This is a genomic window from Paraburkholderia sp. NMBU_R16, from assembly GCF_013282575.1.
GTDB lineage: Bacteria > Pseudomonadota > Gammaproteobacteria > Burkholderiales > Burkholderiaceae > Trinickia.
This window is the reverse complement of the sequence record NZ_JAAAYE010000040.1, coordinates 37,757-54,283: the sequence shown is the minus strand read 5'-3', so window position 1 is coordinate 54,283 and position 16,527 is coordinate 37,757. Positions and strand designations below refer to the sequence as shown.

At 64.4% G+C, this 16,527-nt stretch carries 17 protein-coding genes; 13 read left to right on the top strand and 4 right to left on the bottom strand.

Annotated elements, in window-relative coordinates; all coding sequences use genetic code 11:
- Nucleotides 1-81 precede the first annotated feature (81 nt).
- The gene (locus GWC77_RS19570) at nucleotides 82-1,581 is read right to left on the bottom strand and encodes a metallophosphoesterase family protein (protein ID WP_173259782.1); all 1,500 of its coding nucleotides are present in this window, start codon (nucleotides 1,579-1,581) and stop codon (nucleotides 82-84) included.
- 250 nt (nucleotides 1,582-1,831) lie between these two features.
- On the opposite strand from GWC77_RS19570, the gene GWC77_RS19565 reads away from it, so the two are divergent.
- The 8 genes from GWC77_RS19565 to GWC77_RS19530 all read left to right on the top strand — a co-directional run bounded on the left by GWC77_RS19565 (nucleotide 1,832) and on the right by GWC77_RS19530 (nucleotide 11,115).
- The gene (locus tag GWC77_RS19565; protein WP_173259780.1) at nucleotides 1,832-2,710 is read left to right on the top strand and encodes a MurR/RpiR family transcriptional regulator; all 879 of its coding nucleotides are present in this window, start codon (nucleotides 1,832-1,834) and stop codon (nucleotides 2,708-2,710) included.
- On the top strand, nucleotides 2,703-3,716 hold the full coding sequence (locus tag GWC77_RS19560) for an isoaspartyl peptidase/L-asparaginase family protein (protein WP_173259778.1): 1,014 nt from the start codon (nucleotides 2,703-2,705) through the stop codon (nucleotides 3,714-3,716). The genes GWC77_RS19565 and GWC77_RS19560 overlap by 8 nt, the downstream gene beginning before the upstream one ends.
- Before the next feature lie 50 nt (nucleotides 3,717-3,766).
- Nucleotides 3,767-5,671, top strand: coding sequence for a dipeptide ABC transporter ATP-binding protein (locus GWC77_RS19555; protein ID WP_254367046.1), 1,905 nt, complete (start codon nucleotides 3,767-3,769; stop codon nucleotides 5,669-5,671).
- 32 nt (nucleotides 5,672-5,703) lie between these two features.
- Entirely contained in the window at nucleotides 5,704-7,251 is a 1,548-nt protein-coding gene (gsiB, locus tag GWC77_RS19550) for a glutathione ABC transporter substrate-binding protein GsiB (RefSeq protein ID WP_173259776.1), read from the top strand.
- A 67-nt stretch (nucleotides 7,252-7,318) separates the two neighbouring features.
- Nucleotides 7,319-8,239 (top strand): glutathione ABC transporter permease GsiC, encoded by a 921-nt coding sequence (gene gsiC / locus GWC77_RS19545; RefSeq protein ID WP_173259774.1) that lies wholly within the window; start codon nucleotides 7,319-7,321, stop codon nucleotides 8,237-8,239.
- An 11-nt stretch (nucleotides 8,240-8,250) separates the two neighbouring features.
- Nucleotides 8,251-9,150: a glutathione ABC transporter permease GsiD gene (gene gsiD / locus GWC77_RS19540; protein WP_173259772.1), complete on the top strand. Its 900-nt coding sequence runs from the start codon at nucleotides 8,251-8,253 to the stop codon at nucleotides 9,148-9,150.
- Nucleotides 9,151-9,189: 39 nt separating this feature from the next.
- Nucleotides 9,190-10,293: a P1 family peptidase gene (locus GWC77_RS19535; RefSeq protein ID WP_173259770.1), complete on the top strand. Its 1,104-nt coding sequence runs from the start codon at nucleotides 9,190-9,192 to the stop codon at nucleotides 10,291-10,293.
- A gap of 3 nt (nucleotides 10,294-10,296) precedes the next feature.
- Nucleotides 10,297-11,115, top strand: a complete 819-nt coding sequence (locus tag GWC77_RS19530; RefSeq protein WP_173259768.1) for a M55 family metallopeptidase — start codon at nucleotides 10,297-10,299, stop codon at nucleotides 11,113-11,115.
- A 92-nt stretch (nucleotides 11,116-11,207) separates the two neighbouring features.
- Here GWC77_RS19530 and rpsU read toward each other — a convergent pair whose 3' ends face one another.
- The 3 genes from rpsU to GWC77_RS19515 form a co-directional block, all read right to left on the bottom strand.
- The gene (gene rpsU / locus GWC77_RS19525; protein ID WP_173259766.1) at nucleotides 11,208-11,420 is read right to left on the bottom strand and encodes a 30S ribosomal protein S21; all 213 of its coding nucleotides are present in this window, start codon (nucleotides 11,418-11,420) and stop codon (nucleotides 11,208-11,210) included.
- A gap of 86 nt (nucleotides 11,421-11,506) precedes the next feature.
- Complete coding sequence (locus tag GWC77_RS19520; protein WP_173259764.1) at nucleotides 11,507-11,788, bottom strand: hypothetical protein; 282 nt, start codon at nucleotides 11,786-11,788, stop codon at nucleotides 11,507-11,509.
- A 40-nt stretch (nucleotides 11,789-11,828) separates the two neighbouring features.
- Nucleotides 11,829-12,116: a hypothetical protein gene (locus GWC77_RS19515; protein ID WP_173259762.1), complete on the bottom strand. Its 288-nt coding sequence runs from the start codon at nucleotides 12,114-12,116 to the stop codon at nucleotides 11,829-11,831.
- Nucleotides 12,117-12,405: 289 nt separating this feature from the next.
- Here GWC77_RS19515 and GWC77_RS19510 point away from each other — a divergent pair, with 289 nt between their 5' ends.
- From GWC77_RS19510 to nusB, 5 genes are all read left to right on the top strand, one after another.
- The gene (locus GWC77_RS19510) at nucleotides 12,406-13,221 is read left to right on the top strand and encodes an acetoacetate decarboxylase family protein (RefSeq protein ID WP_173259760.1); all 816 of its coding nucleotides are present in this window, start codon (nucleotides 12,406-12,408) and stop codon (nucleotides 13,219-13,221) included.
- Between the two features lie 89 nt (nucleotides 13,222-13,310).
- Entirely contained in the window at nucleotides 13,311-14,189 is an 879-nt protein-coding gene (locus GWC77_RS19505; protein ID WP_173259758.1) for an AraC family transcriptional regulator, read from the top strand.
- Between the two features lie 137 nt (nucleotides 14,190-14,326).
- Nucleotides 14,327-15,457 (top strand): bifunctional 3,4-dihydroxy-2-butanone-4-phosphate synthase/GTP cyclohydrolase II, encoded by a 1,131-nt coding sequence (gene ribBA / locus GWC77_RS19500; RefSeq protein ID WP_173259756.1) that lies wholly within the window; start codon nucleotides 14,327-14,329, stop codon nucleotides 15,455-15,457.
- 57 nt (nucleotides 15,458-15,514) lie between these two features.
- The gene (ribH, locus tag GWC77_RS19495; RefSeq protein ID WP_173259754.1) at nucleotides 15,515-16,024 is read left to right on the top strand and encodes a 6,7-dimethyl-8-ribityllumazine synthase; all 510 of its coding nucleotides are present in this window, start codon (nucleotides 15,515-15,517) and stop codon (nucleotides 16,022-16,024) included.
- Nucleotides 16,021-16,458 carry a transcription antitermination factor NusB gene (gene nusB, locus GWC77_RS19490; RefSeq protein WP_173259752.1) on the top strand — a complete coding sequence of 146 codons (438 nt, stop codon included), beginning with the start codon at nucleotides 16,021-16,023 and terminating at the stop codon, nucleotides 16,456-16,458. Before ribH ends, nusB begins: the two co-directional genes overlap by 4 nt.
- Nucleotides 16,459-16,527 lie beyond the last annotated feature (69 nt).

Genomic DNA, 16,527 nt, shown 5'->3' with positions numbered 1-16,527 from the left:
TGCAACATGCGCCGAGCGTCAATCAACAAACGCTTGTCAGCGTCAATCAACATCGGCATCATCAACCTCGCCGCGACATTCTCATCTTGTTTGTCGCGCGTCTCTCATCCAGATTGTCGCGCCACACGCACCCGGCATCGGACGGTTCGGCTTCGTGAATACCTTCGCTTGCGCCATGCCGGTGCCGGTGTCGACGCCATACACATCGAGCGGCGCGCTGGTGCCGCCACCGCCGAGGATCAAGTGGATCGTCCCGCGCGTGGTGTCGAACGTATTGGCCCCGTACTGCGCATGACGTACCGGTCGCGGCGTCAGCGTATCGACGCGCTCGCCCGTCGCCAGGTCAGTGCCCATGTACCGGAAACAGCCGCACACCGGATAGCTGCGCTCGTAGTCATGGTCGTGCCCGCAGAGTACGAGGTCGACGCCGTAGCGCTCGAAGAGCGGCAGCCACGCCTCGCGCAATGCCTTGTCCGAACCGTTGCCTGTCTTCGACGAACTTAGCGCGTCCTGATGCATCTGCACGACGATCCAGTCGATATCGCGGTCGTCCGCGGCGCAGCGCAGCGTTTTCTCGAGCCAGCGCGTCTGCTCGCCGTTGCTGTAGCCGCGCACGTATAGCGAGGTTCCCGGCGCGATCGGCGCATTGCCCGTGCTCGGAGCGGGCACGAGCGGCGCGGGGCCCGCGACGAACGCGGCTGCATCCTGGTATACGACGTCATCGGCATCGAGCGAGATGAACAGCACCGAGCTCACCTGAAACGCGTACCAGCGGCCCGGGAAACGTGTGCCGTTATCGGGCAGCGTATAGCGCGTCAGATACGAATCGAGGCCTTGCGGGCCGTTGTGAAACTCGAGTTCATGGTTGCCCGGGCACGGCATCCAGGGACGATTCGCCGCCGATGTCTGGTTGTTGTTCCCGAAATCGCGCCACACATCGGTTTGATGCGCCGGGTTGAGGTTCGCGTAACAGAGGTCGCCGTTCAGCAGATGGAACAGCGGCTGAAACCGCTCGACGGCCTCGACCGCGAAGCGGCTTTGCGGCGACGACAAGACCCAGTTGGTGTTGGGCGTCGCCAAATCGCCGTAGCTCGTGAAGCGGAACGGCTTGCGACCGCGCGGAGCGGTCGCGAAGCTCGCGCTGAACGGCGTGCCCACGCGGCTGCTGTTGTCCGCGGTGACTTCATAGCGGTACGTGGTATCGGGCCGCAAGCCACGCACGCGCGCGTGATAAGTGAACACTGCCACGCCGGAGAGCCCGTCCGTGTACACGCGCTGTACCGCGCGCACGGTTTCGCTGTAGCCATGGTCCGCGCTCACGGTCACACGCGCCCCGGTGGCCGCCGCCTGCGACGCCCACGACACGACGACCTCGCTCGTCGGATCGTCGCCCCACGTCAGATGGATTTGTTCGGGCGTGCCGTCGGCCGCCTCGCCTGCCGAAGCCGCTTTCGCGGCCACGGTCAGCGCGCCGGCCGCGCCCGCGAATCCCGAGGCGCCCGCGAGCTTGAGAAAGCCGCGGCGCGAGATGCTGCCACTCGCATGATCCAAAGACGCATCGGTGGTGTTTTGCTTCGTCATTTCCTGTCTGCCCCTCATGTGTCCACGGCCGTGCGCCGGCCGACGCGCTTGCATGTCGCGCCATGCTAGCGGCGGCTAGTGAAGGCCAGATGTCATCCACATTGCACTTGCGCCACCTCTTGCCACCCAAGAACGCCCGCCATCCTCTATCCTCCGTCTCGGTGTAAACCCCTATGAAAATATTTTTTTGTCGTCGATACTCTGGTGAAAATTTACTTACATGACGAACACCACTGCCCCTGGCACCCCCATGAATCCGCCCTCCTCGTCCGTCGTCGAACGCATAGCCGAAACGCTGCCGGCCTTGAGCGACGCACATCGGCGCCTCGCCGATTACGTGCTCGCGAAGCCGTTCAAGGTTGCGTTGATGAGCATCGACGAATTCGCGAACGCCTGCGAGGTCTCGAATGCGACAGCCAATCGCTTCGTACGCAAGCTCGGTCTGCCTGGCTACCCACAGTTCCGCGCGCTGCTCGCGCAGGGGTTCGAGGACGCGCTGGCGCCTGTCGAGCGCTTGCGTTTCGAGCGCACGCGAGCCGCGTCGGCGGCCGATGTCTTCGCTGCATCGCTCTACGAGGATCAGCGCAATTTCGAACTCACGCGCGCGTCGCTGAGCGCCGACCAGTGCGAGAAGGCGGTGCAAGCCGTGTTGGACGCCGGGCGCATCTCGGTTCTCGGCTTCGGAGCGAGCGGCTATCTCGCAGGGCTCCTGCAGCGCAATCTGGCCGTGTATTGCGACATGGTGGAAAACCTCGCGACGATCGGCGGCGTATCGGAAGCCGCGCGCCAGATTTCCCGGCTCCGCGCGGGCGACCTCGTCATCGCCATTTGTTTTCCGCGCTATCTGGCCGATACGGTCACCCTGGTCAAGGCCGCACGCGACACGGGCGCCAACGTTCTCGCGCTCACCGACAAACCCACGTCCCCGATTGCCGCCTGCGCCGACATCTGCTTGTTCGCGCATAGCGAGCGGCAATACCTGTCGAATTCGGAGACGTCGGCACTCGGCTTGATCGAGGCACTGTGCGCGGCTGTCGCCCATCGCTCCGCCAATTCGCTCGACGCGGTGGCAAAGGTCACCGAATCGGTGATGCCCTGGCTGAACCACAAGGAAGAAAAGCATGACTGACGCTGTACTCGCCATTCATGGCGGCGCGGGCGCAATGGCTCGCGCAGAAGCTTCGGCAGACGTGCGCGAGGCCTACCAGAGCGCCATGCGCGAGATTCTGCGCAACGCCGGACGGATTCTCGACGAAGGCGGCACCGCGCTCGACGCCGTGACGCAAGCCGTGCGGCTGCTCGAGGAATGTCCGCTTTTCAATGCGGGACGCGGTTCGGTCTTCACGAGCGCGGGTACACATGAACTCGATGCGGCGATCATGGACGGCCGCACGCTCAAAAGCGGCGCGGTGGCCAATCTGCGCACCGTGCGTAATCCGGTGCTCGCCGCACGTGCCGTGATGGAGCGCAGTCAGCATGTGCTGTTCGTTGCGGACGGCGCCGAAGCGTTCGCGCGCGCACATGGGCTCGAGTGCGTGGAGCCCTCGTTCTTCTCGACACCCGAGCGCCGCGCGCAGCTCGAACGTGTGCAGCGAACGAGCGCGGACGGAACCGCGCTCGATCACGACGGCGCCGCGGCCGCGCAATCGGCGGTACCGCTATCGTTTCCCGGCGAATCGCAGGACAGCGCCCTGAGTTCCCCGCCGCTCGACGAGGATCGCAAGCTTGGCACGGTGGGCGCCGTCGCGCTCGATGCGCAGGGCAACCTCGCCGCCGCGACATCGACGGGCGGCATGACCAACAAGCAGCCCGGGCGCGTCGGCGACACGCCGATCATCGGCGCGGGTTGCTATGCGAGCAACGGCACCTGCGCGATTTCGACGACCGGAACAGGCGAGATGTTCATCCGCCTCGTGGCCGCGCATGACGTCGCGGCCCAAATGAAGTACGCGGGCGCTTCGCTCGAGCGAGCCTCGCATAGCGTGATCCACGAACAGCTGCCGCTCATCGACGGCAGCGGCGGCCTCGTCGCCGTCGACGCCCACGGCAACGTCAGCATGCCATTCAACACCGAGGGGATGTACCGGGGCTTCATTCGCACCGGACAAGCCCCTGTCGTCGCCATCTATCGGTGACACGCGAACGCGCCCCGTCGCTCCCGGCCCTTATCGATGCGAGACAAACGATGAACCCGACCGCTGCACCATTCGAAGACATGGCACCCGGCCAAGTCGTCCGCGTCGACGATCTGAGCGTCGAATTCAAGGGTCCCGAGCGCACGATCCCGGCGGTCAAGCACCTGTCGTTTCATGTGGATCGCGGCGAAACGCTTGCTATCGTCGGCGAGTCGGGTTCCGGCAAATCGGTCACGTCGCTCGCGCTGATGCGCCTCGTCGAGTATGGCGGCGGACGCATTACGAGCGGACGCATGCAATTCCGGCGCCGCGCCGGTCCCGTCGTGGACCTCGCGTGCAGCAGTGCGCAGCAGATGCGCGCGATGCGCGGCGCCGATCTCGCGATGATCTTCCAGGAGCCGATGACATCGCTGAATCCCGTGTTCCCCGTCGGCGAGCAGATTGCGGAATCGATTCGCCTTCATCAAGGCTTCGGCGCAAGCGCCGCGCGCGCCGAAGCGCTGCGTATGCTCGATCAGGTCCGCCTGCCCGATGCCAGGAACGTGCTGGGGCGCTTTCCGCATCAACTCTCGGGCGGCATGCGCCAACGCGTCATGATCGCCATGGCGCTGGCGTGCCGACCCGCCCTGCTGATTGCCGACGAGCCGACCACCGCGCTCGATGTCACCGTACAAGCGCAGATTCTGCAGTTGATTCGCGAATTGCAGCGCGACATGCAAATGGGCGTGATCTTCATTACGCACGACATGGGTGTCGTCGCGGAAGTGGCCGATCGCGTGCTCGTCATGCTACGCGGCGAAGCCGTGGAGGATGGCCCCTCGCAGCAGATTTTCGATGCGCCGTCCCATCCGTATACGCGAGCCCTGCTTGCCGCGGTACCGCGGCTCGGCTCGATGCGCGGCACCGATAGCCCCGCGCGTTTTCCTCTGATCGACGGCGCCGATGTGGCAGGCAAGCTGCCGATAGCGCAGGCTCCCGCAACCGCTGCGGCAACCGCCACGGCAGCCCCCGCCGCGAAACGCGAGCCGATTCTCAGCGTGCGCGAGCTCACGACGCGTTTCGACATCCGTACGGGCCTCTTCAGCCGCGTGAAACGCCGCGTTCATGCAGTCGAGCAGGTCAGTTTCGATCTGCATCCCGGCGAAACGCTGTCATTGGTCGGCGAATCGGGCTGCGGCAAATCGACGACGGGCCGCTCGCTGCTGCAACTCGTCAAAAGCCAGGGCGGCCGAATCGTATTCGACGGCCAGCCGATCGATAGTCTGCAGGGTGCGGCACTTCGCGAGCTGCGCTGCCATATCCAGTTCGTTTTTCAGGACCCGTTGGCCTCGCTCGATCCGCGCTTGAGTGTAGGTTACTCGGTCATGGAGCCGATGCGCATCCATAAGCTGTATGCCGAGCGCGACGCCGAAAAACGCATGCGCCATCTGCTCGAGCGTGTCGGATTGCCGGCCGACGCGGCGCAGCGCTATCCGCATGAGTTCTCGGGCGGCCAGCGGCAGCGCATCTGCATTGCCCGGGCACTCGCCACCAATCCCAAGGTCATCATCGCGGACGAATCGGTGTCCGCGCTCGACGTATCGATCCAGGCTCAAATCGTCAACCTGCTGATCGATCTGCAGCACGAACTCGGCATGGCGATGCTGTTCATCTCGCACGACATGGCCGTGGTGGAACGGATCAGTCATCGCGTGGCCGTCATGTATCTCGGTCAGATCGTCGAAATCGGCTCGCGTCGCGACATCTTCGAGAATCCTCGGCACCCCTACACGAAGAAGTTGATGAGCGCGGTGCCGATTGCGGACCCGCGTCGGCGCCACCTCGACCGCAAGCTCTCCTCCGACGAGATTCCGAGCCCGATTCGCGATGTCGGCGACGAGCCCGTCGTGGCACCGCTTACGCAGATCGCTCGGGACCATTTTGTCGCGCAGCATGCCATTGCCGCGCAGTTTTGATGCACCACCACCCTGCTACGAGGAGTTCAACGATGCGTACGTTTCGCGCTAAACAATGGGTCGGCGCCGTTGCGCTTGCTTTCGGTGTATTCACGGCACCGTTGGCGATGGCCGCAAAGGACGTGACAGTCGCAGTGCAGATCGCCCTGGATTCGCTGGATCCCTACAACACGAATTCGACGCTCGCACAGGCCGTCGGCAAAGCCTATTACGAGGGACTCTTCGGCTTCGACAAGGATTTGAAAGCGCAGCCGGTACTCGCGCAGAGCTATACAGTCAGCCCGGATGGTCTGGTCTATACCTTCACCCTGCGCCAGGGCGTGAAGTTCCAAGACGGTACGGCATTCAATGCGGAAGCGGTCAAGGTCAACTTCGATCGCGTATTGGACAAGAGCAACGGCCTCGCCCGTTACAACCAGTTCAACCGGATCAAATCGGTGGAGGCAGTCAACCCCTCCACCGTGAAGATCACGCTGAATCAGCCGTTCTCCGCATTCATCAACGCACTCGCGCATCCTTCGGCCATGATGATCTCCCCGGCAGCGCTCAAGAAGTGGGGCAAGGATATCGCGTTCCATCCGGTCGGCACGGGTCCGTTCGAGTTCGTGGAATGGAAACCGGCCGAGTACGTGAAGGTCCGAAAGTTCGCCGGCTACTGGCGCCAGGGCTTTCCGAAGATCGATACGCTGACCTTTCGGACTGTGACCGACAACAATACGCGCGCCACGGTGATCCAGACCGGCGAAGCGCAGCTTGCCTATCCGGTGCCGTATGAGCAGGCCGCGCTACTCAAAGCCAACCCGAAGCTCGATGTCGTTTCCACGCCATCGATCACGGCGCGGTACGTCTCGATGAACGTGCTGCAAAAGCCGTTCAACGACGTGAGGGTGCGCGAAGCGGTCAATTACGCGATCAACAAGGACGCGCTGGCCAAGGTCGCGTTCGCCGGTTACGCGTTTCCCTCGCAGGGCGTCGTGCCCCAGGGCGTGGCATTCGCCGACAAGATGTCGCCCTGGCCCTACGATCCGGCCAAGGCACGCGCGCTGCTGAAAGAAGCGGGTTATCCGGACGGTTTTTCGACCGCGCTCTGGTCCGGCTATAACGACGGCACCTCGGCCAAGGTCGTGCAGTTCCTGCAGCAACAGCTCGCGCAGGTCGGCATCAAGACGTCGATCGAGTTGCTTGAATCCGGCCAGCGCGTACAGCGTGTGCAACAGGTCAAAGATGCGAAGACCGCGGCGGTGCGCATGTACTACGGCGGCTGGTCCGCATCGACCGGCGAAGCCGACTGGGCACTGCGTCCGCTGCTGACCACCGATGCATGGCCGCCGGTGTTTTACAACACGGCGTATTACTCGAACGCCGATGTCGATAAAGACGTCTCGGATGCCTTGCTGACCACGGACGCTGCGAAACGGCAACAACTCTATGCGGATGCGCAGCAGCGCATCTGGAAGGATGCGCCGTGGATCTTCCTGACCACCGACCGCACCCTGGCAGTCGAGAGCAAGAAGCTGAGCGGCTTTTATGTGATGCCGGACGGCTCGTTCAACTTCAGCGACGTCGACCTCGCGCAGTAAGTCGTTTCGTATCTCCTACCGAAGCGCGGACGGATTGTCCGATCCGCGCTGACCATGCGGGTTCATCATGCTCGTCTATATCGCCAAACGACTGCTGGGCACCCTTCCGACGCTGGTGCTCGTGACGATCGCCGTCTTCATGTTCGTTCACGTGCTGCCCGGCGACCCGGCGCGCCTTGCCGCAGGCGCCGACGCCGACGAGGCCACCGTCGCGCTCGTGCGCCATCAGCTCGGCCTCGATCTGCCGTTGCCCGCGCAATTCGCGCGCTATACGGAACGCATGCTGCATGGCGATCTCGGCGAGTCGCTGCGCACACGGCGCCCCGTATCGCGCGAGATCGCCGATCGTTTCATGCCGACGTTCGTGCTGACGCTGACCAGCATGGCATGGTCGGTGGTATTCGGTCTCGTGGTGGGCGTGACCTCGGCGGTCTGGCGCAATCGTGCGCCCGACGCGATCGGCATGACCCTCGCGGTTTCGGGCATTTCGTTTCCGGCATTTGCGCTCGGCATGGTGCTGATGCAGATTTTTTCGGTGCAGCTCGGATGGCTGCCATCGATCGGCGGCGGCTCGTGGCGGCACTACATCCTGCCCTCGATCACGCTCGGCGCCGGCGTGGCTGCCGTCATGGCGCGCTTCACGAGGGCCGCGTTCGTCGAGGTGATGCAGGAAGACTACGTGCGCACCGCGCGGGCCAAGGGCCTCTCCGAGTGGATCGTCATCGTCAAACACACGTTTCGCAATGCGCTGATTCCCGTCGTGACGATGATGGGGCTGCAATTCGGCTTCCTGCTCGGCGGCTCCATCGTCGTCGAGGCGGTGTTCGCCTGGCCCGGCATGGGCAGCCTGCTCGTCGATTCGGTCAACATGCGCGATTACCCCGTCATCCAGGGGCTCATCTTGCTGTTCTCCACCGAATTCATCGTGATCAACATCGTGGTGGATGTGCTGTACGGGCTCATCAACCCGACCATCCACTACTCATGAGGGAGGCCGTGATGAGCGAACTCGAGGCTACCGCACTGCAACCCAACGTCGCGCCGCCCGGCCGCGTGCGCACGCCGGCGCGCGAGTTCTGGCGCAAGTTCCGCAAGCAACGGCTGGCAAAAGGTGCGGGCGTTTTCGTCGTTCTGCTCGTGCTGATCGCAATCTTCGCGCCGTGGATCGTGCCTTTCGATCCGGAGAATTATTTCGATTACAACGCGCTGAACGCCGGCCCGTCATGGGCGCACTGGATGGGCGTCGACGCGCTCGGGCGCGACGAATTCAGCCGCATCGTCATGGGCTCGCGCATCTCGCTGGCCGCGGGATTGATATCCGTGGCACTCGGCGCGCTCGGCGGCACGCTCATGGGTCTCATGGCCGGCTATTACGAGGGCTGGTGGGATCGCATCGCAATGCGCATTTCGGACGTGCTGCTCGCATTCCCCGGAATTTTGCTGGCGATCGGCGTCGTCGCGATTCTCGGTTCGAGCATGGCCAACGTGATCATCGCCGTCGCCGTGTTCAGCGTGCCGGCATTCGCGCGGCTCGTGCGCGCCAGCACGCTGTCGATCAAGCACATGACGTACATCGAAGCGATGCGCAGCATCGGCGCCTCGGACTGGGTGATCGTGTTCCGTCACATTCTGCCCGGCACGATCTCGCCGATCGTCGTCTACGGCACCATGCGCATCGGCACGTCGATCATCACGGCCGCAAGCTTGTCGTTTCTCGGCATGGGCGCTCAACCGCCGACGCCCGAGTGGGGCGCGATGTTGAACGACGCGCGGGCGGATATGCTGCTGGCGCCGCATGTGGCCATTTTTCCAGCGCTCGCGATCTTCCTGACCGTCCTGGCCTTCAATCTGCTGGGAGACGGCCTGCGCGACGCGCTCGATCCGAAACTCGACCGCTGACGTCGACTACGACGGCGAGACTGCGATAAAGAGAGTTCCATGCCTTTTCAGCAAGCACCAGACGCCGGTGCCGGCGACGCCCCGAGGGTGGGCACCCTGCCCTCCGGGCCACTCGACCTCATCAGCGACGTGGCCGGAGTAAAAGTCGGGCACGCCACCATCGCCGAAGGCGAGCGCCAGACCGGCGTGACGGTGGTGATACCGCATGAGCGCGACGAATTCCTCTACAAGGTGCCGGCGGCCGCGACCGTCATCAACGGCTTCGGCAAAAGCGTCGGGCTCGTGCAATTGGAGGAACTCGGCGCAGTGGAAACGCCGCTGGCATTGACGAATACCTTTTCGGTCGGCGCGGTCGCCACCGCGCAGATCGAAACGGCTCTCCGCCGCCATCGGCAAATCGGTCGCGAGTGGCCCACGCTGAATCCGCTCGTGTTCGAATGCAACGACGGGTATTTGAACGATATCCAGGCAATGGCCGTGTCGGCCGGGCATTACGCCCAGGCATGCGCGGCGGCCGCGCCGATGTTCGCACAGGGGTCGGTGGGCGCGGGACGCGGCATGTCGTGCTTCGGATTCAAAGGAGGCATCGGTTCCGCCTCGCGTGTGGCCATGCTTGCCAACGGCGAACGGTATACGCTGGGCGCGCTCGTGCTGGCGAATTTCGGGCGCCTTTGCCATCTGAGCGTTGCGGGACAGCCGCTGGGCCGAACGCTTGCCGCGCGCCATGCCGGCGCTCGCGACGAACTCACCGAACCGGAGAAAGGCTCGATCATCATGATCGTCGCCACCGATGCCCCGCTCGATACGCGGCAACTCGGGCGCGTATCGAAGCGCGCCGGGGCCGGGCTCGCGCGCATGGGCTCCGTTTATGGGCACGGCAGCGGCGACATCGCGCTGGCCTTCAGCACGGCCTACCAGATCCCCCACTTGCCGGACGAGCACATGCCGTCTGTGCGCATGCTGCACGAGTCGCACATCGACGCGCTCTTCGAAGCGTGCGCCGAAGCCGTGGAGCAAGCCATCGTCCACGCGATGTGGCGTGCGGCTTCCGTGACGGGGCGGGATGGCCACAGCCGACGCTCGATTGTCGAAGCGCTGCCCGATTGGCGCAATGCCTTCGACCCGCAACGAAGCGAGGAATGACCGTTGAAGATTCTGATTTCCACCGACATCGAAGGCATCGCGGGCGTAGTCCATAGCGAGCAAACGCGCCCGGGCAACGCCGAATACGAACGCGCGCGCATCTGGATGACCGACGAAGCCAACGCGGCGGTCCGCGGGGCCTTCGATGGCGGTGCGACGCAAGTCCTCGTCAACGATTCGCATGGCGGCTTTCGCAACCTGCTGCTCGATCGCCTGGACGCACGCGCGCAGACGATCACGGGCAAGCCGCGCTATCTCGGCATGATGGCCGGCGTCGAACAGGATTGCGATGCGGTCTACATGATCGGCTATCACGCGCGCGCCCAAAGCATGGGCGTGCTCGCACACACGATCAACAGTTTTGCGTTCCGGTGCGTGCGCGTGAACGGCATCGAACTCGGCGAGGCTGGCTTGTACGGTGCGCTCGCCGGGGAATTCGGCGTGCCCGTTGCGCTGCTCTCGGGCGACGATGTCTTCCTTGCGGAAACGACATCGACGTTTCCAGGCGCAATCGGCGTGCAAACCAAGCGCGCAGCGGGCAACGCGTCTTGCACGAGCCTGGCGCCAGCAGATGCATGCAATAAGGTCTACGAGGCCGCGCGGGCAGCCGTGTCCGCAGCGCGCGATGTGTCGCCGTTCACGATCGCGGCGCCGCTCGAATGCGAGCTCGTCGCGCAGACAGCGGGCCTTGCCGACCTGTTCTGTCAGTGGCCCGAGATGCAGCGCATCGATGGCACCGCGTTGCGTTTTCGCGCGGCCGATATGCAATCGATCGTGCGGATGCTGAACTGCCTTTCGGCGATGTCTTTCATGCTGCGCTGATCGCCCGTTGCCGATGCACGTGTCTCGTGAACGGACGAAGCGTCGACCGCGGGGTTGAATCCCCTCGCGCGCCCATTGGGCGGCGCGGCAGTTCAATACATCTTTTTCGGCGGCATGGAACGGCGAATCTGCTTGCGCAGCCGGGACACCGCCGCGGCACGCTTGCGTTTGCGTTCGGTGGTCGGCTTTTCGTAAGCCATCCGCGCACGAAGCTCTTTGATCAGGCCCGTGTTTTCAATGCTCCGGCGAAAACGCCGCAGCGCCACTTCCATGGGTTCGTTCGGTTTGGGAATGACGGTAGTCAATATTGCTCCTGGTTTGCGATCCGGGCAGCGAGCGCAACGCATGTTCGAATGCATCCGCCGACCGCCGAGCGCGCGTGGATCGTTGTTTAAAGGTCACCGACGGATGCGCCTTCCACCTTGCCGTCGATGATGTCTTCGCCGTGTCGATACGCGGCACGGCGTGCCGTGCCGAAAGAGACGAATGCCTGCTGCTGGTCCATTTTGAAGACCCTTCCGGCGCCACTTCGATCCCCGGCCCGGCATACGCGAATGGCGATGTCGTAGCCTTCCGCGTATCGCGAGTGACCGTCGAACCGTTCGAATTTGCGCGAGAACACGAGGGGATAGAGATCGTATCCCTTATAAGAGCGGAGCTGTGTCGCCAACATGATGATTTCCCGACAGGAGGTGCACTATACACGGACCGCGTTATTCGCTGTCCCAGACGGTTTTGTCGGGATCGCACGCATCGATCAACTGCTCCGCATACGCGATGGAAGCTCGGCGCGCGTCGCCGGCATTCTCGAACGGCCTTTTGACCGTCAGCCGGAAGACGCGGCTGCGCGCAGCGGCGCCAGCATCCTCCATCTCCTGAATACGGACGGCGGCATCGAAGCCTTCGTCGTAGTTGTGAGCGAATCCAGGCTTGGCTGCCTGATGCGGAAAGACCAGAGGGTAAAGCTCCAACCCTCGGTATGAATGAAAACCGGTGCTCATGGGGTGACCCCAGCGCCGCACGGGTGCGGCAAGATATCGACAGAAAAACGGCCAGCCAAGGACTGGTACCGCGGAAGCAAGCTTGCCTTATGCCTGGCGTTCAGGGGCACGGGGTGCCCTGGCGGAGGAATCGCGACGTGCGCGGGAAGCGGGCGCTCGAATCGAGCGAGCTACCCCATGTTACGCGTTTTTGCGCCTTCTCACAGAGAAACTTTCGTTCACTGGCGTTCAAGACGCCTCCCGAAGTGCCCGCCATACTGGCTTCTCACCGAAAACGAAGGGGGCACACATGCTGCAAGGCTATTCGATTCCGCGCACGCCGAATGGAACGTCGTCGCTTGCACCGCACCCGCCGTGGCACTACGCCGGCGAGTGTCTTGCCGTCGAATTCGCGGCCGACAGCGACGCCCTGGCGGCCTATCTGCCGCGTGGGTTGACACCCGCGACAGGCGAGCGCGCCGGCCGCTGCACCCTGTTTTTCTGCGAATGGCAATTCGCCACCGATGCAGGCCACGAGTATCTCGACCCGGTCGCAAGTCAATACAAGGAGACGATCCTGCTCGTCGCCTGCGAGCGCACAGGCTCGCCCGCCTCCTACTGTCCGTACATCTGGGTCGACCAGGATCTGGCCCTCATGCGCGGTCTCATTCAGGGCTGGCCGAAACAGTTCGGACACACGGCCATCACACGCAGCTATGGCGTGCATTCCCCGGCATCGCCGAGTCCGTCGGCAGGCGGCCGGTTCGCCGCCTCGCTCGCCTATCGCGATCGCCGCGTGTTCGATGCGCGCGTCACGCTGGACGGCCCCACCGAGCGCCTGCCCGAGCCCGGCTTCGCGTCGACGTTCAACGTGCGCCACTTTCCGCGCCTCACCGCCGGCTGGCACGACGCGCCCGCCGTACACGAACTCACGCAGCTGCGTGCGCGCAACGTTTCGATCGATCGGTTGCAAAGCGGGCGGGCCGAGCTCGACTTGTGCGCGCATCCGTCGCTCGAGCTCGATGCGTTTCGCCCACTGAGCGTCGGCAACGGTTTTCGGATGGTCGTGTCGCTGACCATCGACGATCTCGTCGTCGCCGAGAATTACCTCGCCGACCAGCGATGAATCCCGCATATCGATCGATGATCGGGCGCGTGCCCTCGCCGCCGATCAGCCGCTACCATATCGGCTGATCGGCGATCGAGGAGCGTGTCATGTCCGTCTCGCGCTTTACGTGGTATTGCGGCACCGAACTGCCGGGCGAAATCATGGCCGCTGCGCTGCAGGACTACCGGTTCGAGCCGCATTTTCACGATGCGTGGTCGATCGGCGCGATCGCCGACGGCGCGTGCGCGTTTTCGTGCGCAGGCGCGCAATGGGTCGCCCGGCGCGGCGACCTCGTCGTGATTGCGCCGCGCGCCGTTCATACCGGCGGAGCCGCGAAAGCAGGGCTGAAATACGGCATGGCCTACATCGATCCGGCCTGGTTCGACCAGCACGCCGCGCTCGTGCATCGCGACGGCACCAGGTTCGAGCAGATCGTCATTCGCGACGAGGCGCTGTGCGAACAATGGGTCGCGGCACTGACCGCCTCCGAGCTTTCGTCGCAGGAACGGGCACTCGCGCTCAGCACGGCGCTATTGGCGCTGCTCACCCGACATGGCGTACCGGCGGCGCATGCGGGCGATGCCGCGAGCGCGAACGTGTGCGAACAAGCCGACGACAGCCCCACCGCGAGCCCTTTGCGCGCCACCGGCGCGACCGACCGGGCGAGCGAGGAGCTGCGCCGCCAGCTCACGGAGCACACGCCCGTGAAGGCCGACGTGACGGCCACGGCGCGCCGCTGGGGCGTGCACCGCACGACGCTCGTCAAGCACTTTGCCCGGCGCTACGGACTGCCGCCCGATGCCTGGCTGCGCAGCTGGCGCATCGCCCGCGCGAAGGCCCTGATGATGCGCGGGGCGCCGCTCGCCGATATCGCCGCCCAAACGGGCTTCGCCGATCAGGCCCATTTGACACGTGTCTTCAAACGTATTCATGGAAGCGCGCCCGGAACGCTTCGCAAAGCGTTTGCGCAGGAGCCCGCGCGCTGACGGCAGGCGAGCCGCACGCTGACGGTCGGAGCCGCTTTCCGAACGAATAGGACGAATGCACGCACGCGGACGCGGGATTGCGGCCACGACCGTCAGGCTGGCGTAAAATACGCGCTTTCCAGCACAAGCCCACCGACATGACCCTCGCCTCCACACCCGAGATCATCGCCGAACTGAAGGCCGGCCGCATGGTGATCCTCGTCGACGAAGAGGATCGCGAAAACGAGGGCGACCTCGTCCTGGCCGCCGACTTCGTCACACCGGAAGCGATCAACTTCATGGCCCGCTACGGTCGCGGCCTCATCTGCCTGACGCTGACGCAGGAGCGCTGCAAGCAGCTGCACCTGCCGCTCATGACCTACCGCAACGGTACGCAGTACGGCACGGCTTTCACGGTCAGCATCGAAGCGGCCGAGGGCGTGACAACCGGCATTTCCGCAGCCGACCGTGCACGCACGGTCGCAGCGGCCGTCGCACGCGATGCCCGTCCCGAGCACATCGTCCAGCCCGGCCACGTGTTCCCGATCATGGCGCAGCCGGGCGGCGTGCTCGTGCGCGCGGGGCATACCGAGGCCGGCTGCGACCTCACGGCGCTCGCGGGGCTCACACCGGCCGCCGTGATCTGCGAAGTCATCAAGGACGATGGCACGATGGCCCGTCTGCCCGATCTGCTCGACTTCGGAGCGCAGCACGGCCTGAAGACCGGCACGATCGCCGATCTGATCCACTACCGCAGCCGCACCGAATCGATCGTCACGCGCGTTGCCGAGCGCACGATGCAAACGGCGCACGGTGCGTTTCGTGCCGTCCTTTATCAGGACCACCCGAGCGGCTCGCCGCATCTCGCGCTCGTGCGCGGCACACCGTCGCCCGAACGGGACACGCTCGTTCGCGTGCACGAGCCGCTGTCGGTGCTCGATCTGCTCGAAGTCGGCAGCTCGACGCACTCGTGGACGCTCGATGCAGCCATGAAGGAAATCGCCTCGCGCGATCTCGGCGTCATCGTCATGCTCAATTGCGGAGATTCCAAGGACCATCTGGTCGACGTCTTCAAGGCCTTCGACGAAAAGGAGAAGGCCGAGCAGTTGAAGCGCCGGCCCGTCGATTTCAAGACCTATGGCGTCGGCGCACAGATCCTGCGCGAGCTCGGCGTAGGCAAAATGCAGGTACTGTCGAACCCGCGGCGCCTCGGCAGCATGTCCGGCTACGGCCTCGAAGTCACCGGTTTCGTGCCGATGCCGGGCGCCGCCGCGACGAAAAGCGCATAATCGGCCGTCGCCGCATCGGTTGCGACTCGCCCCCTTTCTCTTCTCACGGATAACCCCATGGAAATCGGACAATACCAACCGAATCTCGACGGCGACGGCCTGCGGATCGGCATCGTCCAGTCGCGTTTCAACGAACCGGTCTGCAACGGGCTCGTCGACGCCTGCATCGAAGAGCTCGAACGGCTCGGCGTGACGGGCGAAGACGTGCTGCTCGTGACGGTGCCGGGCGCGCTCGAAATCCCCCTCGCGCTGCAAAAGCTCGCCGAGAGCGGCCAATTCGACGCGCTCATCGCGCTTGGCGCCGTCATTCGCGGCGAAACCTATCATTTCGAACTCGTTTCGAATGAAAGCGGCGCCGGCATCACGCGCATTGCGCTCGACTTCGGCGTTCCCGTCGCCAACGCGGTGCTCACCACCGATAGCGACGACCAGGCTGTTGCCCGCATGACCGAGAAGGGCCGGGACGCGGCGCGCGTCGCGATCGAAATGGCGAATTTGTCGGTCGCGCTCGAGCAACTGAGCGGCGACGATGAAGACGAAGACGAGGAAGAAGAGGACGAGGCATGAAGAGTGCACGACGCCGCTCCCGTGAACTGGCCACGCAGGGGTTGTATCAGTGGCTGCTGTCGGGTGCCGCCGCCGGTGAGATCGATGCCCAGTTGCGCGGCGCGCAGGGGTTCGACAAGGCAGACAAGGAGCATCTCGACGCGCTGCTGCATGGCGTGATCCGGGACGCCGCCGATCTGTCGGCCGCCCTCGCGCCGTGTCTCGATCGACCGATCGAACAGCTCTCCCCCGTGGAGCGCGCCGTGCTGCTCGTCGCCGCTTACGAGTTCAAGTGCCATCCCGATATCCCCTACCGTGTCGTCATCAACGAAGCGGTCGAACTCGCCAAGACGTTCGGCGGCGTGGATGGCTACAAGTATGTGAACGGCGTGCTCGACAAGCTCGCGATCACGCTGCGCCCCGGCGAAGCGCAGGCAAGCCGCGGCAGCCACTGATCGGGCGCGCACGCGCCGCCGCAGCCAACGGCCGCGCCCGTGCCTCGCCACGGGCCGCCCCTCTCCTAC

Bases quoted from the DNA above. Each gene is read 5' to 3' on its own strand.
- ribBA (WP_173259756.1), top strand. From the start codon at position 14,327: ATGACCCTCGCCTCCACACCCGAGATCATCGCCGAACTGAAGGCCGGC.
- ribH (WP_173259754.1), top strand. From the start codon at position 15,515: ATGGAAATCGGACAATACCAACCGAATCTCGACGGCGACGGCCTGCGG.
- gsiB (WP_173259776.1), top strand. From the start codon at position 5,704: ATGCGTACGTTTCGCGCTAAACAATGGGTCGGCGCCGTTGCGCTTGCT.
- GWC77_RS19515 (WP_173259762.1), bottom strand. From the start codon at position 12,116: ATGAGCACCGGTTTTCATTCATACCGAGGGTTGGAGCTTTACCCTCTG.
- gsiC (WP_173259774.1), top strand. From the start codon at position 7,319: ATGCTCGTCTATATCGCCAAACGACTGCTGGGCACCCTTCCGACGCTG.
- gsiD (WP_173259772.1), top strand. From the start codon at position 8,251: ATGAGCGAACTCGAGGCTACCGCACTGCAACCCAACGTCGCGCCGCCC.
- GWC77_RS19555 (WP_254367046.1), top strand. From the start codon at position 3,767: ATGAACCCGACCGCTGCACCATTCGAAGACATGGCACCCGGCCAAGTC.
- GWC77_RS19520 (WP_173259764.1), bottom strand. From the start codon at position 11,788: ATGTTGGCGACACAGCTCCGCTCTTATAAGGGATACGATCTCTATCCC.
- GWC77_RS19505 (WP_173259758.1), top strand. From the start codon at position 13,311: ATGTCCGTCTCGCGCTTTACGTGGTATTGCGGCACCGAACTGCCGGGC.
- GWC77_RS19560 (WP_173259778.1), top strand. From the start codon at position 2,703: ATGACTGACGCTGTACTCGCCATTCATGGCGGCGCGGGCGCAATGGCT.
- GWC77_RS19570 (WP_173259782.1), bottom strand. From the start codon at position 1,581: ATGACGAAGCAAAACACCACCGATGCGTCTTTGGATCATGCGAGTGGC.
- GWC77_RS19535 (WP_173259770.1), top strand. From the start codon at position 9,190: ATGCCTTTTCAGCAAGCACCAGACGCCGGTGCCGGCGACGCCCCGAGG.
- GWC77_RS19565 (WP_173259780.1), top strand. From the start codon at position 1,832: ATGAATCCGCCCTCCTCGTCCGTCGTCGAACGCATAGCCGAAACGCTG.
- nusB (WP_173259752.1), top strand. From the start codon at position 16,021: ATGAAGAGTGCACGACGCCGCTCCCGTGAACTGGCCACGCAGGGGTTG.
- GWC77_RS19510 (WP_173259760.1), top strand. From the start codon at position 12,406: ATGCTGCAAGGCTATTCGATTCCGCGCACGCCGAATGGAACGTCGTCG.